Here is a 17950-nt window from a genome sequence, read left to right as displayed (position 1 = left end):
TTGGTTCCATAAGAGAACATTATGCATTGCTTGCGGAACCGGCAACCATCGGGCATGATCAGGCCAATCCGCACTCTCGTAGTCCCGAATGTTCCACGAGAGAACATTTCAGCAAGGAGGATGCCGCTATGCGTAGACCGCTGGCGACCGTGCCGGACCTCGCAGAGCACTACGGCGTCTCACAGAACACGGTGCGGGCCTGGTCGTACACCAAGACCGGCCCCGGTCCGCTCATGTTCCGCGTGGGCAAGTTCCTGCGGGCCCGCTGGGACGACATCGACAGGTACGACGCCGAGCAGGTCGGAGGGCAGCGCGCAGCATGACCCAGAACGCAGAAATGCCGGACGGGGAGCGTCCGGCATTTCAGGAAGACCTCGCGGCGGGCGTTGGTCCGGGCACCAAGGTACCGGACGGCGAGCCCACCGCGCAGCAGCCCGGCCTCTTCCCGGGCAAGGCCGGTCGCCCCTTCGCCCGGCCCCTCGTCCTCATCACCCGTGGCCGCGTCGAGTACCTGGCGCGCTGCCCCGGCTGCAAGGACATGCACCGGCACACCCACCTCGGCAAGGTGACCGGTCCCTGTGGCAAGCGCTACGCCCTGGAGCCCCGCCGAGGACGGAGGGCCGCCGCGTGAGCGCGTACCGCCGCGTCGTCGAGGCGCTGGAGCAGCACGGCAGCAAGGGCCGCGGCACGTCCTGGCAGTGCGTCGCGCACGAGGACCGGGCCCCTTCCCTGTCCGTCACCAACGGCAACAAGGGCGTCGTCATCACCTGCCACGCCGGGTGCGCCACCGAGGACGTGGTCGCCGCGCTCGGGCTCTCCATGTCCGACCTGTTCAACGAGCCCCTGGAGAAGCGTGTGCGCCCGCAGGTCGTCGCCGAGTACCCGTACTACGACGAGCAGGGCACGCTCCTCTACACCGTGAAGCGGCTGGAGCCGGGCTACGACGGGGAGCGGAAGACGTTCCGGCAGTTCCGTCCGGACGGCACGGCGGGTGTCAAGGGCATCCGGCGGGTCCCCTACCAGCTCCCGCAGGTCATCGAGGCCGCGCGCAACGGGGCGACCGTCTTCGTCCTGGAGGGCGAGAAGGACGTCGCCACCGCCGAAGGGCTCGGCGTCGCCGCCACCTGCAACGTGGGCGGGGCCGGGAAGTGGCACGACGACTACACCCGGCACCTTGTCGGCGCCGCTGAGGTCGTAGTCATCGCCGACCGGGACGAGCCGGGCCGCAAGCACGCGGCGGCCGTCGTCGACTCCGTGCACCGTGCGGGCATCCCCGTGCGGGTGCTGGAGCCCGCGCAGGGCAAGGACTTCACCGACCACGTGAGCGCCGGTCTCGGGTACGACGACCTCGTGCCGATGGAGACCCCGGAAGCGCGTCCCACAAATCCCACAATGCCGAGCAGCGCTCAGGATGTGGACTCGGATAGGGGTTCTGGGATTTGTGGGACGCGAATCCTGGATACGGGGTGGGATGAGCCGCTGTCAGTCGACGCGGCCACCCTTCCCGCCTTCCCGAGCGAACGCCTCGGGCTTCTGGGGAAGTTCGTGACCGCCACGGCGGCTTCGCTCCAGACCCCCGAGGACCTTGTCGGCTTCGCCGCGCTCGCCACCATCTCGACCGCGACGGGCGGGCGCGTCCGCGTCCAGGTCAAGCCAGACTGGCACGAGTCCACCGCCCTCTACATGGCGGCGCTCGCCGACTCCTCCGAGAAGAAGACGCCCGCGCTCAACGCCGCGGCGGCCCCGATCCGGGAGATCGAGGACGAGCTGATCGAGGAGCACCGGCCCGAGGTCGAAGCGACCGCCCAAGAGGTCCGGATCACCACCGCGCGGATGACGAAGGCCGAGCAGGCGGCGGCCGGCGACAACGCCGACAAGCGCGCGGCGGCCGAGGCGGACGCCGAGGCGGCCCGTACCCGGCTCGCCGAACTCGGCGAGGCCCCCGAGTTGCCCCGGCTCCTCGTCCGCGACATCACCCTCGAAGCGCTCGGCAAGCGCATGTACGAGCAGAACGGCCGCATCGGCTCGCTCGCCTCCGAAGGGGGGCTCTTCAAGGTCGCGGCGGGCCTGTACGGCAGCAACGGCAAGGCCAACACCGATCTGCTCTTGGAGGCGTACACGGGCGGTCCGTACACCATCGACCGCACCGGGCGGTCGTCGTCCCGCATGGCGTCCACGTTCCTCGCGCTCGGGCTCGTCGTGCAGCCCGGCATCGTCGCAGGGCTGGAGAAGCAGAACCCCGAGTTCCGGCAGTCCGGTCTCCTCGGCCGCTTCCTCTATGCCCGCCCCGCGCCGACCGCCGAAGACACCTTCGACTCGCCCGCCGTCCCCCTGGCGCTCGTCGAGGACTACCGGAGCCGCATCCGCGCGCTCGTAACGCAGTTGTGGGACAGCCCCACCACCCACACCATGACGCTCTCGGCAGGCGCCCGCCAGGCGTTCGCCGACTACTACAACGCCTTCGCCAAACGGCGGAAGCCCGGCGGCGACCTGTACGACCTCGCCGACTGGGCGGGGAAGCTCCGCGGCCAGCTCATCCGCGTCGCCGCCTGCCTCGCCCTCTTCGAGGACCCCCAGGCCCGCGAGATCAGCACCGAGCGCATGAACGACGTGCTCAGCATGGCGCCCTACTTCATCGCTCACGCCCGCGCCGTCTTCGACCTCATGGGGCGCAACCAAGAGGGCAAGCTCAAGCCGTTGCGCGACGTCCTCGGCTGGCTCTCCAGCCGCAAGGAGCCGGGCGCCGACTTCTCCGCCCGCGACGCGTGGCAAGCCCTCAAGGGCCGCGAGTGGGCTGAGGACATGGACGCGATGAACGACACGCTCCTCCAGCTCGAAGACCACGGCTGGATTGCCCTCATCCCCCCGCCCGACACGCAGCGCCGCCGAGGACGCAAGCCCTCCCCCAAGTACGCCGTACATCCCTGGATCGCCAACCCGAAGGAGACCCCGTGACCCCCCAAGTCGCGTCCCAGAAATCCCAGAACTCCCACGTGGACCTCGCCGTGCAGGCGCGGATCGCCGCCGCGAAGCGCAAGGCCGAGGAGAAGCGCCGCCGCCGCGCCCAGCTCGCCCAGCGCCGCGAGTACGGACTCGCCGCCCGGCACGCCGCCAAGATGCGCCGCTGGGACAAGGAGGAGCAGCCGTGAGCGAGCCCATCCCCGACCACCTGTGCGCGGTGCCCGGCCTCATCGCCGCCGCCCTGCGTGGAGACGACGCGGGCGCCGACTCGCTCCTCGTCGGCCTCGATCACGCGCAGGGACTCGACGTCGCCATCGGCGCCTTCGTCAACCTCGCCGAGGACGTGCGCAGCCTCGCCTGCCCGCACCTCCTCGACACCCTCATCACCAACGCCCAGACGGCCGCCATCCGGACGGCCCACGAAAGGAACAACTCATGACCCGCGACCAGATCATGAACGCCTACACCGCGCAGCTCGCCCGCATCCAGGGCAGCAACACCTACAGCGACCACGCCAAGCGCGTCATGGCCGCGAAGGCGTTCAAGTCCACCGAGCAGCAGCTCGAAACGCTCCGCGCCGGAGAAGAGAAGGCGCTCCGCGACCGCCGGGCCAGCCTCCAGCGCAGCATGTTCGGCGCCAGCGGCAACCAGGACCCCAGCAACGTCATCGCCCGCCGCGACGCCAACGACCGGGCCGCCAAGCTCGAAGACCCCCGCGCCGCCGCCGAAGCCCTCGCGCGCGCCGAGATGGAAGGCGACACCACCATGAGCCAGGCCATCGCCACCCGCGCCGCACAGTACGGCTGGGGCGACGTCCTCAGCTCCTACACCTCCACCCGGCCCGGCTTCCAGCGCGCCGCCGAGGAGTTCAACGGGCTCCCCGACCCCGACGACACCGAGTTCCGGTTCCGGCACTCCGCGCAGTACTACCTGCCCATGCCGCCCAGCCTCGACGGCTCCCGCCCGGGGGAAGTCGAGCGCCTCGCGCAGACCAGCCTCGACGGGGACGCGCCCGGCCAGCCCGCCTTCGGCAGTGGCTACACGCCCACCCTCGACGCGGGTGACGCGCGCGCCGCCTCGGCGACCTTCGGCGGTGGGGCCGCGTGACGATCATCCGCGTCCACGACGCCGACACCGCGCTGCGCGCCGCCCAGCGCCGCAAGCTCCCCGTACCCGACGAGGTGACCGAAGCCGCGGCCGTCCGCGACGCCGTGAACGCCACCGCCCGCCTCGACGACCCCGAGCGGCCCGCGCTCCCCGCCACCGCGAAAGAGACCACCGCCGTCATCCAGGCCCACGCCGAAGAACTCCGGCTCGCCGACGTCACCCGCCGCGCCGCCGGGCTCTTCACCGACGAGGCCGACATGCGGTACGCGCGCGCCGTCGCCGACTGCGTACCCGCCTGGATGACACTCCTCGACAAGGAGTACCAGGCCCTCGTCAAGGTCGTCCGCGCCGCCTCCGACAAGCTCCCCGCGGACCTCACAGCGCTCGACCCCAGGCGGATGAACTGGACGCACCCGCAGCACGCCGCCGCCTACACCAAGGCCGAAGGCGCAGCCGTCCAGCTCGACCAGCTCGTGCAGGACAGGGGCGAGATCGTCCGCGTCACCGGAGGCGACGGCGGCCGGGACAACGCCCTCTTCTCCGTCGCCGCGCTCCCCGAGGCTGACATCGAAGCGGTCATGGCGCAGGACTGGAAGCGGTACGCGCCCGTCATCGGGCAGTGGCGCGACCTCGCACACCAGCCCGTTGCGCGATGGGTCTACCTCACCAGGCAGGACAGGCTGACGCTCTCGCTCGCCACACCAGGCGAGGTGAGGCAGCGCGCAGCCGAGGTCGAAGCCTGGCGCGACGGAACGCTCCTCTCGCACAGCGGGCACAACCAGGCCGGTGCACGAGCCGCGGTGACCGCGCGGCTCGGCACCTGACAGACCGGCGCCGGCCGTGACGTGCGCCCACGGCCGGCGCCTGACCCGGGGGGTGACCCGCCTCCCCGCCCCCTTGAGGGATCGGGGCGTATAGCTCTCGCCTGCCGGTGACCCCTGAAACGCTCCCTAGACCCCCTCTGACCTGCGGTTTTATCCGACCCCCTGAGCCCGCGCCCTTGAGCCTCTGGAGGCCCCCCATGTCCCATCTCGGCATTGCCGCAGGTCAGGAGCCTGTAGGCGTAACACCTGTGCCGCCCGGTCTCGAAGAGTCGGGGACGCGGCTGTGGGAGTCGGTGGCCGAGGGCTTCGACCTGGACGTGCACGAGCAGTTGCTGCTGCTCCAGGCGTGCCGTACCGCCGATCTCCTCGACCGTCTGGCGAGGCGTGCCGAGGGCGCCGAGCTGACGGTGTTCAACGCGAAGGGCGAGCAGGTGACGGCCCCGTGGATCACGGAGCACCGGCAGCAGTCCCTCGTCCTCGCGCGGCTGTTGGCGTCGCTGCGGCTGCCCTCGGGCGAGGACGACGAGCGCCCGCAGCGACGCGGGGCGGCTCGCGGTTCCTACGGCGTGCGGGGGGTCGCGTGAGGCGCCGTGCCCGCGCGGCCGGGGCGGATATGCCCGTCTGGCTCGCCGAGTTCGACGTGTCGGACTGGTACGTGCGCGACCCCGATGACGAGTTGGAAGTGCGGTACGCACGTATCCAGTGGGCGACGGCCCGCCGGGTGTGGACCGAGGGGGGTGATGCGGAGGCTCACCGACAACCGCCCTCGTGGTGGGCCTCGGATTCCCCAGACCCGTACCCGGGGCCGACGTCTACACGTCCCCGATCCGAGCAGGCCGCCCAGGGGCTCCCCTGCCCACCCCCGAGAGTCGTCCGCGCTCGCCCGATCAAGAGCCGGTGAGCCGGACAGTAGGGTCCCCGCATGATGACGCCGCCGTTGTACCGCCTCGCGCTTCACGGCTTCGAGCAAGCCCGCGGACGCCTTGTCCGAGGGCTTGCCGAGACGCCGAGCGCCAGCACTGCCCTGGTATCGGCCTCGGAGGCCGCCTACTGGGCTGTGGCCCTGGACGACCGACTCAGGGAAGACGACGCCTCGTACAAGTCGTTGAACGGCCACGGGCCGGCCCTCCTCCAGGCCGTGAAGTGGGTGCGGAACCGATCCGCGCATCAGATACCGATGACCGTTGAGGAGTCGGGCGGGGTTCGGTTCCCCATCACCTTCCCGCTGACGGTTCAGCCGGTTGCCGTTCGGTGGGCGCCCGAGGCGTCGCTGCCGCCGGAGGACCCTGGCCACCCCAGCCGCCGGGGACGGCAGGCATACAGGTCTCTACTGGAGGGCCGCCCTGTGGTGGACTCGTTCGCCGCTGTGGCTGAGTGGTTCGCAACAGAGGCCGCGCGGCCGGGGACGCTCCTCGGCTCGTAGGCGGTAGGTGCCTGCATGGGGCCCTGCCCCACGGAGGCCCAACCGTGGGTGTATCACCATGGTTGGGTCCCGCGAGGACCCTACGGGCGCCCTCTTTGCGAGGTCCCGCAAGGACCCCACAGGGGGACGCGCTGTCCCCGTGTGGGCCCGGCCTGTACCGGATCGGTCCTACCTCCGTTGCTCAGCAGGCAACGGTTGCGGCTCCGGACGGCGGAGCCGCAACCCTCGGGCTCTGCCTCGCAGTTGCGGCGGACAGGCTGTACGCCGCAACTGCGGGGGTCGCCGTGACCCCCGCAACCGTGGCCCCTGCCCCACAGATAGTCAGGGCGACCCCCTGTCGGTTGCGACCGTCAGCCTGACGGACGCAGTCGCGAGGGACGGCCTGTCCCCCGCAAACCCGAAGGGGGTCCGCAGTGTGGACAGCCCAAAGGGGGTCGGCGCAACCGATCCCCTTCCCTCGCCGGGCTCGTCGGGGCGCTCTGGCGGAGGCTGCGGGCCGGGGTTACGTTCCCGGCATCATTCGCTCGACCCCGAGGGGGAAGCATGTCGCGTCGTCTGCGCAAGGTCGGTACGAACTCCGGCAACGACGGGTGCCCGACGCTGTACGAGCTGCCGGGCACGGACCGGTACGTGGTCCAGGGTGACCGGGTGACCGACCCGGGAGAGCTGGACCAGCTCGACAACCTGACGCCGGCCGAGGGCGCGGTGACGGTGCCGCGGGAGTTGCTGGCGAACTTCGGCCCGAAGGAGCCTGTGCACGTGCCGCAGTGGATCAGCTTCGAGGACTTCGGCGGGATGTTCGCCAAGGTCAAGCACTCGGCGTGGCGGCTGGAGACCCGGCGCCGGTACGCGGAGGACGAGGCCACCGACACCTACGCGCAGTTCCTCGCGGAGGGCCGCGTGAGCTGGGATCTGGATGACCCGTGGTGCGTGAACCGGCGCGAGCAGGCGGCGCTCGGCAAGCGCTTCGAGCGCGTCCGGGTCCTGGACGAGCCCGCAACCGAGGGGCAGCGGTACCTGCTCGACAACGCCCGCCGCAACACTGCGGTCGGCGAGCGCATCCACGTACTGTCCCGCTCGCGCGCTGTAGAACTGGACCTCCCGGCGGAGGACTTCTGGTTGTTCGACGGCCGCGTGGTCGCGCTGCTCCACTTCGACGCCGAGGACAACATGACGGGCGTCGAGCTGATCACGAACCCTGTGGAGGTCGTGCGGTACGCGCAGGTGCGCGAGGCCGCCGAGCACTTCGCCGTGCCGTTTGACCAGGCGGGCGCTACCTTCGGCGTGTGACCACCGATTACCAGCAGGGCCGGGTGTCCCTCGGCGCGCGCCTTCGTGAGCTGCGCGCCGGGGTCACCGGCCGGGATCTCGCCGCCCGGTTGGGCTGGCCGCAGTCGAAGGTGTCGAAGCTGGAGACGGGCCGTCAGTCCGCCACCCCGGAGGATCTGCGGGCGTGGGCCGAGGCGACGGGCCACCCGGAGGCGGCCGGCGAGCTGTGCGCCCGTCTCACGGGCTTGGAGTCGCACATCCGGTCGTGGCGCCGCCAACTGCGGGCCGGGCACCGCCCGGTGCAGGACACGCTCACCGTCGAGTACGAGCGCTCCACCGTCCTTCGCGCCTGGTCGAGTTCGATGGTCGTGGGGATGCTCCAGACGCCCGACTACGCCCGCGCGGTCTTCCACCGCTACCAGGACCTTCACCAGTCCGTGCGCGACGTGGACGACGCCGTGCGCGCCCGCATCCGCCGCCAGGATCTCCTGTACGGGCAGGGGCGGGTGTTCCACATCCTCATGTGGGAGGCGGCCCTGCACGCGGGCGTGTGCGCCCCACATGTCCTCGCCGCTCAACTCGACCGCCTCGGCGGGGTGATCGGCCTGGACACGGTGCGCCTCGGCATCATCCCCTTCGGCGCGCAGGTGTCCATCCCGCCCGCCAACGGCTTCTGGCTGTACGACGACCGCCTCGCCATCGCCGAGGACTGGCACGCCGAGTTGTGGCTCGACGACCGCGAAAGCGTCACCCTGTACCGCCGCGTGTGGGACGCGCTCGCCTCAGCGGCCGTCTACGGGGCGCACGCTCACCGGCTCATCACCCGCGCGCGGGCCAGCGTGGACGTGCACTGAGCGAATTCCCGCGCATCCTCCGGGTGGGCGGGAGAATCACGGAGAATCACGCAGGCCGCTGATTCGCGCGCGCGCCTACGGTCCGTGTCATGGCAGTCATCCGAGGTGAGATCGGGCGCCAGTGGCTCACGCACACCGTGGCGAACCCGCAGCAGGCACTCCGCATATGGGCGCTCGATGACCAGCTCGTGCCCGTGCCCTCGTCCGGCGCGTGGCGGGTCGTCGCGGCCCCGCTCTACCCGTCGATCGACGCCATGTGCGCCATCCGCCCCACGGGCGCGCTAGGCCCCGTCCTCGCCTCCGTGCGCGAACCGCTCGCGTGGTGGCTCGTGCCGGCCGACGAGGCGGACGACCTGGCGGACCTTCGGCAGCTCACCGTGCACCCGCGCGGCTGGGTGCTCGACTGCCCGCACGAGGGCATCGGGAGTGAGGGGCGGCTGTGGCTCGAACCCCCGGACGGAAGCGGGCGGCTCACCCCAGTCGCCCAGCTCGGCGCCGCGTTCGGCCCGGCCGGGGTGACGGCCCGGTGAGCGTCCCCGCGGGCGAGGTCATCCTGCCCGCCGTCGAAACCCTCACCGCCGAGCAACGGCGCGGCGCCGCCTGCGTCTGGTGTGCCACCGCGTTACAGCCCGGGATTGACGACGTCGACCTCGGCGCCCGCGCGGCGACCTGGACTCGCCCGGCCTGGTTCCCGCGCGCCTGCCGAAGCTGCGCACACGTCCACAACCCCGGGGAGGCTTCGTGAGAACCAACGCGTGTGAGCGCTGCGGCCGGGTGATCCGCCGTGGCGAGGAGATCGAGGAGATACCGCGCGACGCGATCTCCGGCGCCCGTCCCTCCGCCACCGTCCACGCGGCGTGCCCGCGCGACCGCCGCCGCCACGCACGACTCCGCCGCGAACTCGCCGCCGCCCGCGCGGCGCACTGACTCCCGCCCCCACGCCCCCGTAAGGGGCTGGCAGCACGAAGCCCCCGACCGGGCGCCGATCCGGTCGGGGGCTTCGTCCTGCTCAGGTGGTGCGGGTCCAGGCCGTGAACGTCGTCCAGGCGCCGAGGGTGAGCCCGAGGCGCGGGCCCCTCTCGGCCTTCGAGTCCCGGACGAGGATGCCCGCGCGGGTAGGCGCGGCTTCGACGCAGTTCCCCGCGTCGCAGTGGCTCGACCTCACCCAGCGGAGGGGCGGTTCAGGGTGGCGCACAGGGTGCCTTTCGTCTCTTCGATCAGATCGAGGGACGCGGCGGGCGGAAGTGCCCGTTCGAGGAGGTCAGCGAACGCGGCGCGGTATGCCGCTACGTCGTCCGGTTCCCTCGTGAGATGCGTCCCCGCAAGATCTTCTCGCAAGACGGCCTGCTCCGCGCCGAGTTCGTACAGGACGAAGCCCCCAGCGAGCCCCGCGTGCGCCTCGTCGTCGGCGAGAACGTGAACAGTGACGGAGGGGCGGAGGGCCACGAGGTCGAGCACGTACCCGAGCTGGTCGGCGAGGACGTGCATACCGCCCATGGGGCGCGTGAGGGTGGCGGCGGGGATGACGAAGGCGGCGGTGCGTCCGGGGCCGGCGCCGAGCGCGTTGATCCGCTCGGTGCGGGCGTGGGCGCGCGCGGTGCGCTCCTCGGCGGGCAGGGCCGGGGCGAGGGTCGCGAGGACGGCTGCGGCGTAGGCGGCGCTCTGGAGGACCCCGGGGAAGAGGGTCGGCTGCCATCCGCGGACGGCGTTCGCCTCGCGGTCCAGGGCGCGGAGCCGCGCGATGTGCTCGGCGTGCGGAGCTTCGGGAGTCGCGCGCCAGTCGGTGACGGTCATGGTTGAAGTCCTTCGGGAGATGAGCCGGGCGCCCGCACGGGTGGGCGCCCGGCCGGGGATTCGGCGGGGTTACGGGACCTCGTAGCGACGTTGCTCGCTCAGATCCTTGATGATCAACATCCCCGCTCGGCGTTCGACGGAGATTCGGGGCGCATCGCTGTGACCAGCCTCGTCATCCTCGGGAGAGGGGTCCTCCCCCGGTAGGGGAGTGGCGGACGAATCGGACATGCGGGTTCGGGCGTGCCGCCAGACGAGGGCCGTGCCACCGCCCCACAGGGCGAGGATCGCGGCGGCCGGAGACGCAGCCCACAGGCCCGCGCCGGCGCCGAGGGTGAGCCCGGCGACGACGCACCCGCCCGCGAGCGGGGACGGCTCCGGCTCCTCCTCGGCCGTCTTCCGCTTCGTCATGCCACGGCCCCGTACACGAAGCCCCCGAGGACGTTCACCGCCTGCGCAAGCGGCACGGCGGCGAACCCGGCGACCCCGGCCGAGGTGCCGAGGCATACGCCGCACAGCGCGCCGCGCTTCAACTCGGGGCCGTGCGTGGACTTCTTCACCGCGGCGACCATCGCGGCCGTCAGGATGAGGACGACGGCCGTGCCGGTCTGAGTAAGGGGAAGGAACGCGTGCCCGCTGGCGTGCGCGCCCGGGTCCCCACCAACCCCCCAGACGAGGGCGACGTCGCCGAGCCAGTTGGAGATCCACAGGGCGCCGCGGGCGATCCACCCGACGATGCCGCCCACGGTGAGGATCGCGAGGACGCCGTAGATCCAGCCGAGGCCAAAGGGAAGCAGGCGGGCAAGGACCCGCAACGGGTCCTTGCGGAGCTTCGCGCCGGGGTACCACTGCACGAGCGTCCAGACGAGCAGGCACACGCCGACGGTCACGCCGCCGAGAGTCACGTAGGTCATGAGGGGCGCCTTTCAGCGGAACATGGCGACGCCGAGCGCCGCGATGGTGAGGACGAGAACCGCGGTGCCGGTGAGCGGGGGCACGGCGCGCGGGTCCACGAGGAAGAGGAGGAACAGGGCGCCGATCGAGCAGGCGACGAAGGCGAGGAGGAGGCCGACGACGATCACGCGGCCACCGCCTCGGCTGCGCGGCGCACACGGCGGCCGTAGCTGTCGGACTTGCCGAGGCGGGTTCCGATCTCGGTTCCGCTCAGGCCCGGCTCGACGGCGAGCCACGTCCGGACGGTCACGATGTCCTCGCCGAACTGGCCGCCCGGCAACTCCGGTTCCGCCCGTGGTTCCGGTGCCGGTTCCGCCGGTTCCGGCCCGGGTTCCGGACGCTCGTCCGCCGCGCGTTCGTGCTGCTCAGGCTCGGTTCCGCCCGTGGTTCCGGCCGGTTCCGGGGCGGGTGCGGCGAGGAGCTGGGCGAGGGGAAGCAGTGGGCCGAGGACCGGTGTACGGGGTGCCTCGACGGCGGGCGGAACCTGCTCAGGTTCCGGTGCCGGTTCCGCCGGTTCCGGCTCCCGCTCCAACGTGACCGCCGGGGCCGCGCCCGGGGCGCTGATCACTTTATGGGCGCCCGTAAAGTGATCGCCCTCGACCGCTGGGACCTTCTCCGCGGCGGCACGCCGTAGCGCGTGCACCCGCCACAGGACCACGGGGGCGATCGCGGAGACGGCGACGACGAGCCACGGCCCGACATGCAGCAGCTCGGCGTGAACGAGGTGCGTCGCCGCGTTCGTCGCCACCATCAGGAGGACCGGGGCCAGCACCTCGCGGCCGGCCTGCATCGAGCGGATCGCGTAGGCGTCCACCGCGACAGGCAGCGCCGCGGCGACGTAGGGCTGGTAGCCCGCCTGGACCGCGAGGGACCACTCGCCGTGCGCGGCGATCACCACGCAGGCGAGCATGGCCAGCCAGCCGAGGACGTCCCGACTTTCGTTACGGATTCCGTTACGCGCGCTCACTCGGCCACCTCCAGGCCAAGGGCCCGCGCGGACCGGGCCGCCGCGAGGCGAACGCCCGCGCGGTCCCCGCGCACCTGGCACAGACGCACGGCGGCGAGCAGCAGCTCGACGGGGGGAAGAGGCCGGACGGACCGGGCCGCCGCCGCGATGGCGGCGACCTCGGTCGGCCGGCGCGGGATACTCCCGCTCACCGGGAACCCCCCTGCCGCTCGCGCCAACGCTCGTCGTCCCACGACTGCCCCTTGCGGGCCGCGCGCGTGGCGCCCCCCGCGTGGTAGCGCTCGCGGCGCTTGCGGGACGCCCGGTCCGACGCGGACTCGCGGCCCGCGTACTGCTCCTCGGCGAGCTGGCGATCGTTGCCGCCGCCGAGCCATGACAGGAAGCTCATCGGGTGGCCTCCTCGTCGCTGTGCTGCGGGGTGAGGATCGCGAGGAGGGAGCGGACGGCGACCTTCAGTTCGCCGATCGCTCTGGCGGCGGCCATCGGGTCGGTGAGGTCGACGAGGTCGGCGCGGCCCAGGATCTCGCGGGCGTGGCGGATGCTGATCTCGTCGTAGGGCGTGAGGCTCATCGGCTGCCCCCGTCCGCGAGGAGGGTGGAGAAGTAGCGGGACCACGCCCGCAGCGCCGCCGCGTGCTCGGCGAACTGGTCCGCGAGGTCGAGGAGTTCGGCCGGGGAGCACGCCGAGTCGTCCAGCTCGACGGACACGAGCACGAAGGGCTCGCGCCGGTCCTCGGCCGACGAGTACGGGTGCGACAGGGGGGTGAGGGTGAGGAACGGCTGCGGCTCCTCGTCGCCGACCCGCAGGTCGAGCGAGACCGGGGAACCCTCGTGCGTCAGGTCGACCTGCGCCTCGGGGTGCCGCGCCTCCGGGTGCCCCAGGCACCACGACGGCTCGGGCACGGTCAGGCGTCGCAGGCTGCGCACGAGGATCCCCACCGTCACGGTGCGCGGGGCGCTCATCGGGCACCGCCGAGGTACTGCACGAACAGGCGGCGGATCGCGTCCTCGCGCATGATCTGCGTGAGCCGGTAGTCCAGGCGCACCTGGAACTCGTCACCGACGCGCACCATGCGCGTCTCGGCCAGCCCCTCGCCCTCGCCGACGTTCTCCTCGATGACGCGGGCGTTGAACTGCTTCATGAGGTAGGCGAGCGGCATGGACTGCGCGTCCGCAACGTTCAGCGACAGCGGGCTCGGCGGTACCGGCCTGTCCTGTGCGTCGAGCCACGCCCGCCGCCCCGCGTGCTCCTCGGCGCGCGCCTCGCCGAGCTGCTTGCTCAGCTTCATCAGCTCGATCGTGTACGTCTGGAGCTGCTTGATCACCCGGTTGAGACCGGCGGCGGTCATGTACTGGTCGGCGACCGTCTCGTTGTCGGGCTCGGGGCGGAAGACGACGTGCGGGCGGCGCTCCTCCAGCGTCTCGCTGTACGGGGCCTGGACGATGCGCGCCTGGAGGAGCGTCTGCGTGCCGTTGTTGCACGCCAGCTCGAAGGACGTCGACACGTCGTCGCCCTCGTGCACGACGTCGGCCGGGTCAACGCCTTGCAGCAGGTCGTGCTCGTGGGTCTCGGTGCACCACGCCGGGCAGGCGACGGAGAGGAAGCCCCCGCCGACGAGGGGGTACGTGATGGTGCGCGCCGCGGCTTCGGCCGGCGCCGCCTCGGGCTGCTCGACGGCAGCGGGCGTGATGGTGGGAAGATTCTTCATAGCGGGTCTCCTGTGTGAGCAGGGGTTCCGTCAGGCCCGGGTGCGGAGGTCAGAGACCGCACCCGGGCCGTTGACGTCCGGGCGACGCCCGGTGTCATGACACCCACCGTAGGCCCTGGTGTCATGACACCGCAAGGGGCTAGGGTCGGGTGTCATGACGAACCTGGAGAGCCGATGCCGAACGTAGAGAAGACGCCACGCCAGACGATCAGGGTCGAGCGCGAGCTGTGGGAGAAGGCGGGCCGCGCGGTCGGCCCGCGGAACAGGGGCCAGCACGTCCGCGACTTCCTGCGCTGGCTCACCCACGAGACCGACGAGCTACCCGCGCGACCACCCCTCACAGACAGCGATGTGCCCCCGCGCTCAGGCGAGGGCACATCCAGGGCACAGCACGACCGGACACAACCGGATACAACCAGTCCTAACCAGCTATAAAACCGCAGGTCAGAGCGGGAATTGACACAACGATGCAGGTCATGCACGAAGGAGCGGCACCCCCGCACAGGGTGCCGCTCCTTCTTCGTGCTCCGGGCGCTTCCCGCGCCCCGCCCCGGTGAGGGTGGGACGGGCGGGGGCGGGGACCCGGGGCGGGGACCCCGAGGGGGTGGCCTGTGGCGGGCCGGTGGGTCAGGCCGTCGTGTCCGTCTCCGGTTTCGCGGCGGCGCGGGCGGCCTCCAGGCGGGCGACCGGGATGCGGAAGGGCGAGCAGGACACGTAGTCAAGGCCGACCTCGTGGAAGAAGTGGACCGACTCCGGGTCGCCGCCGTGCTCGCCGCAGACGCCGAGCTTGAGGTCGGGGCGGGTCGCGCGGCCCGCGCGGGCGGCGTCGGCGACGAGCCTGCCGACGCCGTCGCGGTCGATGGTCTCGAAGGGCGAGACGCCGAAGATGCCCTTCTCCAGGTACGCGGTGAAGAAGCTCGCCTCGACGTCGTCGCGCGAGAAGCCCCAGACCGTCTGCGTGAGGTCGTTGGTGCCGAAGGAGAAGAACTGCGCGGCCTCGGCGATCTGCCCCGCGGTGAGCGCGGCGCGCGGCAGCTCGATCATCGTGCCGAGCGAGATGCCGAGGTCGGTGCCCAGTTCCGACTCGATCGCGGCGATGACCTCTTCGGCCTCCTCGCGGACGAGTTCGAGTTCCTGGACGGTGCCGACGAGCGGGATCATGATCTCGGCGCGCGGGTCGCCGCTGTTCTCGCGGCGGTGCGCGGCGGCCTCCGCGATGGCCCGTACCTGCATCGTGAACAGGCCCGGGATGACGAGGCCCAGGCGCACGCCGCGCAGGCCGAGCATCGGGTTCTGCTCGTGGAGGCGGTGGACGGCCTGGAGCAGGCGCAGGTCGTTCTCGTTGGCGTCCCTGCGCGATTCGGCGAGGGCGACCCGTACCGACAACTCGGTGATGTCCGGCAGGAATTCGTGCAGCGGCGGGTCCAGGAGGCGGACGGTGACGGGGAGTCCGTCCATCGCCTCGAACAGCTCGATGAAGTCCTGCTTCTGGAGCGGGAGGAGTTCCGCGAGCGCTTCCTCGCGCTCCTTGTCGGTGTCCGCGAGGATCAACGACTCGACCAGCGTGCGGCGTTCACCGAGGAACATGTGCTCGGTACGGCACAGGCCGATGCCCTGGGCGCCGAAGCGGCGGGCGCGCAGCGCGTCGGCGGCATTGTCGGCGTTGGCACGCACGCGCAGGCGGCGGGTGCGGTCCGCGTAGGCCATGATCCGGTGGACGGCGGCGACGAGTTCGTCCGCCTCGTCGGCGCCCGCGTGCATCCGGCCCTCGAAGTACTCGACGACCGGGGAGGGCACGACGGGTACCTCGCCGAGATAGACGCGGCCCGTGGAGCCGTCGATCGAGACGAGGTCGCCCTCCTCGACCACGGTGCCGCCGCTCGTGGTGAGGCGGCGCCGCTTGGTGTCCACCTCCAGGTCCTCGGCACCGCAGACGCAGGTCTTGCCCATGCCGCGCGCGACGACGGCGGCGTGCGAGGTCTTGCCGCCGCGCGAGGTGAGGATGCCCTCGGCGGCGATCATCCCGTCGAGGTCGTCCGGGTTGGTCTCGCGGCGGATGAGGATGACCTTCTCGCCGGAGCGCGACCACTTGACGGCGGTGTACGAGTCGAAGACGGCCTTGCCGACGGCGGCGCCGGGCGAGGCGGCGATGCCGCGCGCGACGCGTTCGGCGGTGGCCTTCTCGTCGAAGCGCGGGAACATGAGCTGCGCGAGCTGGCCGCCGTTGACGCGCTGGAGGGCCTCGGCCTCGCTGATGAGCCCCTGGTCCACGAGCTGGGTCGCGATGCGGAAGGCGGCGGCGGCCGTGCGCTTGCCGACCCGGGTCTGGAGCATCCACAGCTTGCCGCGCTCGATCGTGAACTCGATGTCGCACAGGTCCCTGTAGTGGTTCTCCAGGGTCTCCATGATGCGCATGAGCGCGTCGTAGGAGGGCTTGTCGATGCCTTCCAGGTCGGCGAGCGGCACGGTGTTGCGGATGCCGGCGACGACGTCCTCGCCCTGCGCGTTCTGCAAGTAGTCGCCGTAGACGCCCTGGTGGCCGCTGGCGGGGTCGCGCGTGAAGGCGACGCCGGTGCCGGAGTCGGGGCCGAGGTTGCCGAAGACCATCGAGCAGACGTTGACGGCGGTGCCGAGGTCGTGCGGGATGCGTTCCTGGCGGCGGTAGAGCTTGGCGCGGTCGGTGTTCCACGAGTCGAAGACGGCGTGGATCGCGAGGTCCATCTGCTCGCGCGGGTCCTGCGGGAAGGGGCGGCCCGCCTCGCGCTCGACGAGCTTCTTGTAGCTCTTGACGAGCTTCTTGAGGTCGGCGGCGCCGAGATCGACGTCCGTCGCGGCCTTCTTCTCCTTCTTCGCCGACTCCAGCGCCTCTTCGAAGAGTTCGCCGTCCACACCGAGGACGGTCTTGCCGAACATCTGGATCAGGCGGCGGTAGGAGTCCCAGGCGAAGCGCTCGTCCCCGGCCTGCGCCGCGAGCCCCGCGACGGAGGCGTCCGAGAGGCCGATGTTGAGGACGGTGTCCATCATCCCGGGCATCGAGAACTTGGCGCCGGAGCGGACGGAGACGAGCAGCGGGTCCTCGGCCTGGCCGAGCCGCTTGCCCATCGCGGCCTCCAGCGCGTCGAGGTGCGCACTCACCTCGTCGCGCAGGGCCGCGGGCTCCTTGCCGCTCTCCAGGTACGTCTTGCACGCCTCGGTGGTGATGGTGAACCCGGGCGGGACCGGCAGGCCCAGGTTCGTCATCTCGGCGAGGTTGGCGCCCTTCCCGCCGAGGAGATCCTTGAGGTGGCGGTTGCCCTCCGTGAAGTCGTAGACGAACTTCGGGGCCCCGCCCGGCTCGCGCGGCGACTCGGGGACGGTCGCGACGGACGTGCCCGCACCGGCACGGCCTGCGGCCTCGGGGTGCTGCTGCTTTGCTGACGACACGGGATGACTCCTCGCGACTGACTGCCCTGACGGCGAGGAACATACCCAGATCCAAGGCGGTCCGGCACCTGGACCTGCGGGTCATACGGGCACAACGCGCCGCCGCCCAGGAGATCGAAAGTGGCGCCGGGGCGGGCCGCAGAAGGGCCGGCGCTTCAAGCCCTGAAAACGGATGGCAAGACTCCGCTATATTCCGCTCAGGTGAGCAGGGGTTATCGCCACATGTATTCACCTCCTGAAACGGGACCGGGTGGCACGGGGTGCCACTCTTCGGGAGCCGAAAACCCCTTCCGTTCGCTCATCTGAGTTAAACCACTCTCATACGTGGCGCGAATCACGCGGAAATCAGCCCCGGAAGGACCACGATGCGGACGCGCGGGCGAGGACGAGCCGGGGACGGGGGGCGCCGGACACCGGGGAGGACATGCGGTGCCACGGAGCGGGGGTGATGGGTGGTGGCGGGGGCCTAGTGATGTGAGCCAGGCGAGGGTGATCACGGAGCGTAGGCGGAGGCGGGGCGTAGGCGGGGGCGGGGCGTGGCCGGGATACGTCGGGCCGGGCGAGCGGGTACCCGGGCGGGTCCGACGGGCCGAGTGGCGGTTCGCGGCGGGTGCGCGGAGCCTGGAACGGGCGCGTACGCCCGGTCCGGCCCCCACCACGGCCGGCTCC

The 17950-nt window shown here is 71.6% G+C and carries 26 protein-coding genes; 14 read left to right on the top strand and 12 right to left on the bottom strand.

The annotated features are described in order from the left end of the window. Positions 1-128: 128 nt before the first annotated feature. The 14 genes from SSBG_RS32820 to SSBG_RS21065 all read left to right on the top strand — a co-directional run bounded on the left by SSBG_RS32820 (position 129) and on the right by SSBG_RS21065 (position 9365). Entirely contained in the window at positions 129-323 is a 195-nt protein-coding gene (locus SSBG_RS32820) for a DNA-binding protein (RefSeq protein ID WP_158677803.1), read from the top strand. Beyond that, complete coding sequence (locus tag SSBG_RS32815) at positions 320-631, top strand: hypothetical protein (RefSeq protein ID WP_158677802.1); 312 nt, start codon at positions 320-322, stop codon at positions 629-631. Before SSBG_RS32820 ends, SSBG_RS32815 begins: the two co-directional genes overlap by 4 nt. Next, entirely contained in the window at positions 628-2955 is a 2328-nt protein-coding gene (locus SSBG_RS21120) for a YfjI family protein (protein ID WP_106429370.1), read from the top strand. Before SSBG_RS32815 ends, SSBG_RS21120 begins: the two co-directional genes overlap by 4 nt. Further along, positions 2952-3149, top strand: coding sequence for a hypothetical protein (locus tag SSBG_RS21115; protein ID WP_037870317.1), 198 nt, complete (start codon positions 2952-2954; stop codon positions 3147-3149). The genes SSBG_RS21120 and SSBG_RS21115 overlap by 4 nt, the downstream gene beginning before the upstream one ends. Then, positions 3146-3400 (top strand): hypothetical protein, encoded by a 255-nt coding sequence (locus SSBG_RS21110; protein ID WP_037870316.1) that lies wholly within the window; start codon positions 3146-3148, stop codon positions 3398-3400. Before SSBG_RS21115 ends, SSBG_RS21110 begins: the two co-directional genes overlap by 4 nt. Further along, complete coding sequence (locus tag SSBG_RS21105; RefSeq protein WP_037870315.1) at positions 3397-4068, top strand: hypothetical protein; 672 nt, start codon at positions 3397-3399, stop codon at positions 4066-4068. The genes SSBG_RS21110 and SSBG_RS21105 overlap by 4 nt, the downstream gene beginning before the upstream one ends. After that, the gene (locus tag SSBG_RS21100) at positions 4065-4892 is read left to right on the top strand and encodes a hypothetical protein (protein ID WP_008748100.1); all 828 of its coding nucleotides are present in this window, start codon (positions 4065-4067) and stop codon (positions 4890-4892) included. The genes SSBG_RS21105 and SSBG_RS21100 overlap by 4 nt, the downstream gene beginning before the upstream one ends. A 248-nt stretch (positions 4893-5140) precedes the next feature. After that, entirely contained in the window at positions 5141-5476 is a 336-nt protein-coding gene (locus SSBG_RS21095) for a hypothetical protein (protein ID WP_037870314.1), read from the top strand. Between the two features lie 338 nt (positions 5477-5814). Then, on the top strand, positions 5815-6315 hold the full coding sequence (locus SSBG_RS21090) for a hypothetical protein (RefSeq protein ID WP_008748097.1): 501 nt from the start codon (positions 5815-5817) through the stop codon (positions 6313-6315). Between the two features lie 543 nt (positions 6316-6858). Then, positions 6859-7605, top strand: a complete 747-nt coding sequence (locus SSBG_RS21085) for a DUF6879 family protein (protein WP_037870311.1) — start codon at positions 6859-6861, stop codon at positions 7603-7605. Further along, the gene (locus SSBG_RS21080) at positions 7602-8438 is read left to right on the top strand and encodes a helix-turn-helix domain-containing protein (RefSeq protein ID WP_008748095.1); all 837 of its coding nucleotides are present in this window, start codon (positions 7602-7604) and stop codon (positions 8436-8438) included. Before SSBG_RS21085 ends, SSBG_RS21080 begins: the two co-directional genes overlap by 4 nt. Before the next feature lie 89 nt (positions 8439-8527). Further along, positions 8528-8968, top strand: coding sequence for a hypothetical protein (locus SSBG_RS21075; protein WP_008748094.1), 441 nt, complete (start codon positions 8528-8530; stop codon positions 8966-8968). Beyond that, a complete protein-coding gene (locus SSBG_RS35015) occupies positions 8965-9183 on the top strand; it encodes a hypothetical protein (protein WP_008748093.1) in 219 nt (72 codons plus the stop codon). Before SSBG_RS21075 ends, SSBG_RS35015 begins: the two co-directional genes overlap by 4 nt. After that, positions 9180-9365 carry a hypothetical protein gene (locus tag SSBG_RS21065; protein ID WP_008748092.1) on the top strand — a complete coding sequence of 62 codons (186 nt, stop codon included), beginning with the start codon at positions 9180-9182 and terminating at the stop codon, positions 9363-9365. The genes SSBG_RS35015 and SSBG_RS21065 overlap by 4 nt, the downstream gene beginning before the upstream one ends. 82 nt (positions 9366-9447) lie before the next feature. On the opposite strand, the gene SSBG_RS21060 is transcribed toward SSBG_RS21065, so the two are convergent. From SSBG_RS21060 to ppdK, 12 genes are all read right to left on the bottom strand, one after another. After that, positions 9448-9603 (bottom strand): DUF397 domain-containing protein, encoded by a 156-nt coding sequence (locus SSBG_RS21060; protein WP_324603577.1) that lies wholly within the window; start codon positions 9601-9603, stop codon positions 9448-9450. Then, entirely contained in the window at positions 9600-10232 is a 633-nt protein-coding gene (locus SSBG_RS21055; RefSeq protein WP_008748090.1) for a DUF5753 domain-containing protein, read from the bottom strand. The genes SSBG_RS21060 and SSBG_RS21055 overlap by 4 nt, the downstream gene beginning before the upstream one ends. 69 nt (positions 10233-10301) lie before the next feature. Then, positions 10302-10640, bottom strand: coding sequence for a hypothetical protein (locus SSBG_RS21050; RefSeq protein WP_008748089.1), 339 nt, complete (start codon positions 10638-10640; stop codon positions 10302-10304). Further along, entirely contained in the window at positions 10637-11143 is a 507-nt protein-coding gene (locus SSBG_RS21045; protein WP_008748088.1) for a hypothetical protein, read from the bottom strand. Before SSBG_RS21045 ends, SSBG_RS21050 begins: the two co-directional genes overlap by 4 nt. Positions 11144-11155: 12 nt before the next feature. Further along, a complete protein-coding gene (locus tag SSBG_RS33345) occupies positions 11156-11311 on the bottom strand; it encodes a hypothetical protein (RefSeq protein ID WP_158677801.1) in 156 nt (51 codons plus the stop codon). Continuing rightward, positions 11308-12150, bottom strand: a complete 843-nt coding sequence (locus SSBG_RS21040) for a hypothetical protein (RefSeq protein ID WP_008748086.1) — start codon at positions 12148-12150, stop codon at positions 11308-11310. Before SSBG_RS21040 ends, SSBG_RS33345 begins: the two co-directional genes overlap by 4 nt. Beyond that, positions 12147-12341 (bottom strand): hypothetical protein, encoded by a 195-nt coding sequence (locus tag SSBG_RS21035; RefSeq protein ID WP_106429369.1) that lies wholly within the window; start codon positions 12339-12341, stop codon positions 12147-12149. Before SSBG_RS21035 ends, SSBG_RS21040 begins: the two co-directional genes overlap by 4 nt. Further along, complete coding sequence (locus tag SSBG_RS21030) at positions 12338-12538, bottom strand: hypothetical protein (protein WP_008748084.1); 201 nt, start codon at positions 12536-12538, stop codon at positions 12338-12340. Before SSBG_RS21030 ends, SSBG_RS21035 begins: the two co-directional genes overlap by 4 nt. Next, complete coding sequence (locus SSBG_RS21025; protein ID WP_037870306.1) at positions 12535-12720, bottom strand: hypothetical protein; 186 nt, start codon at positions 12718-12720, stop codon at positions 12535-12537. The genes SSBG_RS21030 and SSBG_RS21025 overlap by 4 nt, the downstream gene beginning before the upstream one ends. Continuing rightward, positions 12717-13112: a DUF6907 domain-containing protein gene (locus tag SSBG_RS21020; protein WP_008748082.1), complete on the bottom strand. Its 396-nt coding sequence runs from the start codon at positions 13110-13112 to the stop codon at positions 12717-12719. Before SSBG_RS21020 ends, SSBG_RS21025 begins: the two co-directional genes overlap by 4 nt. After that, entirely contained in the window at positions 13109-13858 is a 750-nt protein-coding gene (locus SSBG_RS21015; protein ID WP_008748081.1) for a DUF6907 domain-containing protein, read from the bottom strand. Before SSBG_RS21015 ends, SSBG_RS21020 begins: the two co-directional genes overlap by 4 nt. A 627-nt stretch (positions 13859-14485) precedes the next feature. Then, positions 14486-17281, bottom strand: a complete 2796-nt coding sequence (ppdK, locus tag SSBG_RS21010) for a pyruvate, phosphate dikinase (protein ID WP_008748080.1) — start codon at positions 17279-17281, stop codon at positions 14486-14488. Positions 17282-17950: the final 669 nt, after the last annotated feature.

The sequence above is a fragment of the Streptomyces sp. SPB074 genome, assembly GCF_000154905.1.
Classification (GTDB): domain Bacteria; phylum Actinomycetota; class Actinomycetes; order Streptomycetales; family Streptomycetaceae; genus Streptomyces.
This window is presented reverse-complemented; position numbering and strand designations above follow the sequence as displayed.

Coding starts and splice junctions, on each gene's coding strand:
- SSBG_RS32820 (WP_158677803.1), top strand. CDS start 129: ATGCGTAGACCGCTGGCGACCGTGCCGGACCTCGCAGAGCACTACGGC.
- SSBG_RS32815 (WP_158677802.1), top strand. CDS start 320: ATGACCCAGAACGCAGAAATGCCGGACGGGGAGCGTCCGGCATTTCAG.
- SSBG_RS21105 (WP_037870315.1), top strand. CDS start 3,397: ATGACCCGCGACCAGATCATGAACGCCTACACCGCGCAGCTCGCCCGC.
- SSBG_RS21090 (WP_008748097.1), top strand. CDS start 5,815: ATGATGACGCCGCCGTTGTACCGCCTCGCGCTTCACGGCTTCGAGCAA.
- SSBG_RS21085 (WP_037870311.1), top strand. CDS start 6,859: ATGTCGCGTCGTCTGCGCAAGGTCGGTACGAACTCCGGCAACGACGGG.
- SSBG_RS21075 (WP_008748094.1), top strand. CDS start 8,528: ATGGCAGTCATCCGAGGTGAGATCGGGCGCCAGTGGCTCACGCACACC.
- SSBG_RS21055 (WP_008748090.1), bottom strand. CDS start 10,232: ATGACCGTCACCGACTGGCGCGCGACTCCCGAAGCTCCGCACGCCGAG.
- SSBG_RS21050 (WP_008748089.1), bottom strand. CDS start 10,640: ATGACGAAGCGGAAGACGGCCGAGGAGGAGCCGGAGCCGTCCCCGCTC.
- SSBG_RS21045 (WP_008748088.1), bottom strand. CDS start 11,143: ATGACCTACGTGACTCTCGGCGGCGTGACCGTCGGCGTGTGCCTGCTC.
- SSBG_RS21030 (WP_008748084.1), bottom strand. CDS start 12,538: ATGAGCTTCCTGTCATGGCTCGGCGGCGGCAACGATCGCCAGCTCGCC.
- SSBG_RS21025 (WP_037870306.1), bottom strand. CDS start 12,720: ATGAGCCTCACGCCCTACGACGAGATCAGCATCCGCCACGCCCGCGAG.
- SSBG_RS21020 (WP_008748082.1), bottom strand. CDS start 13,112: ATGAGCGCCCCGCGCACCGTGACGGTGGGGATCCTCGTGCGCAGCCTG.
- SSBG_RS21015 (WP_008748081.1), bottom strand. CDS start 13,858: ATGAAGAATCTTCCCACCATCACGCCCGCTGCCGTCGAGCAGCCCGAG.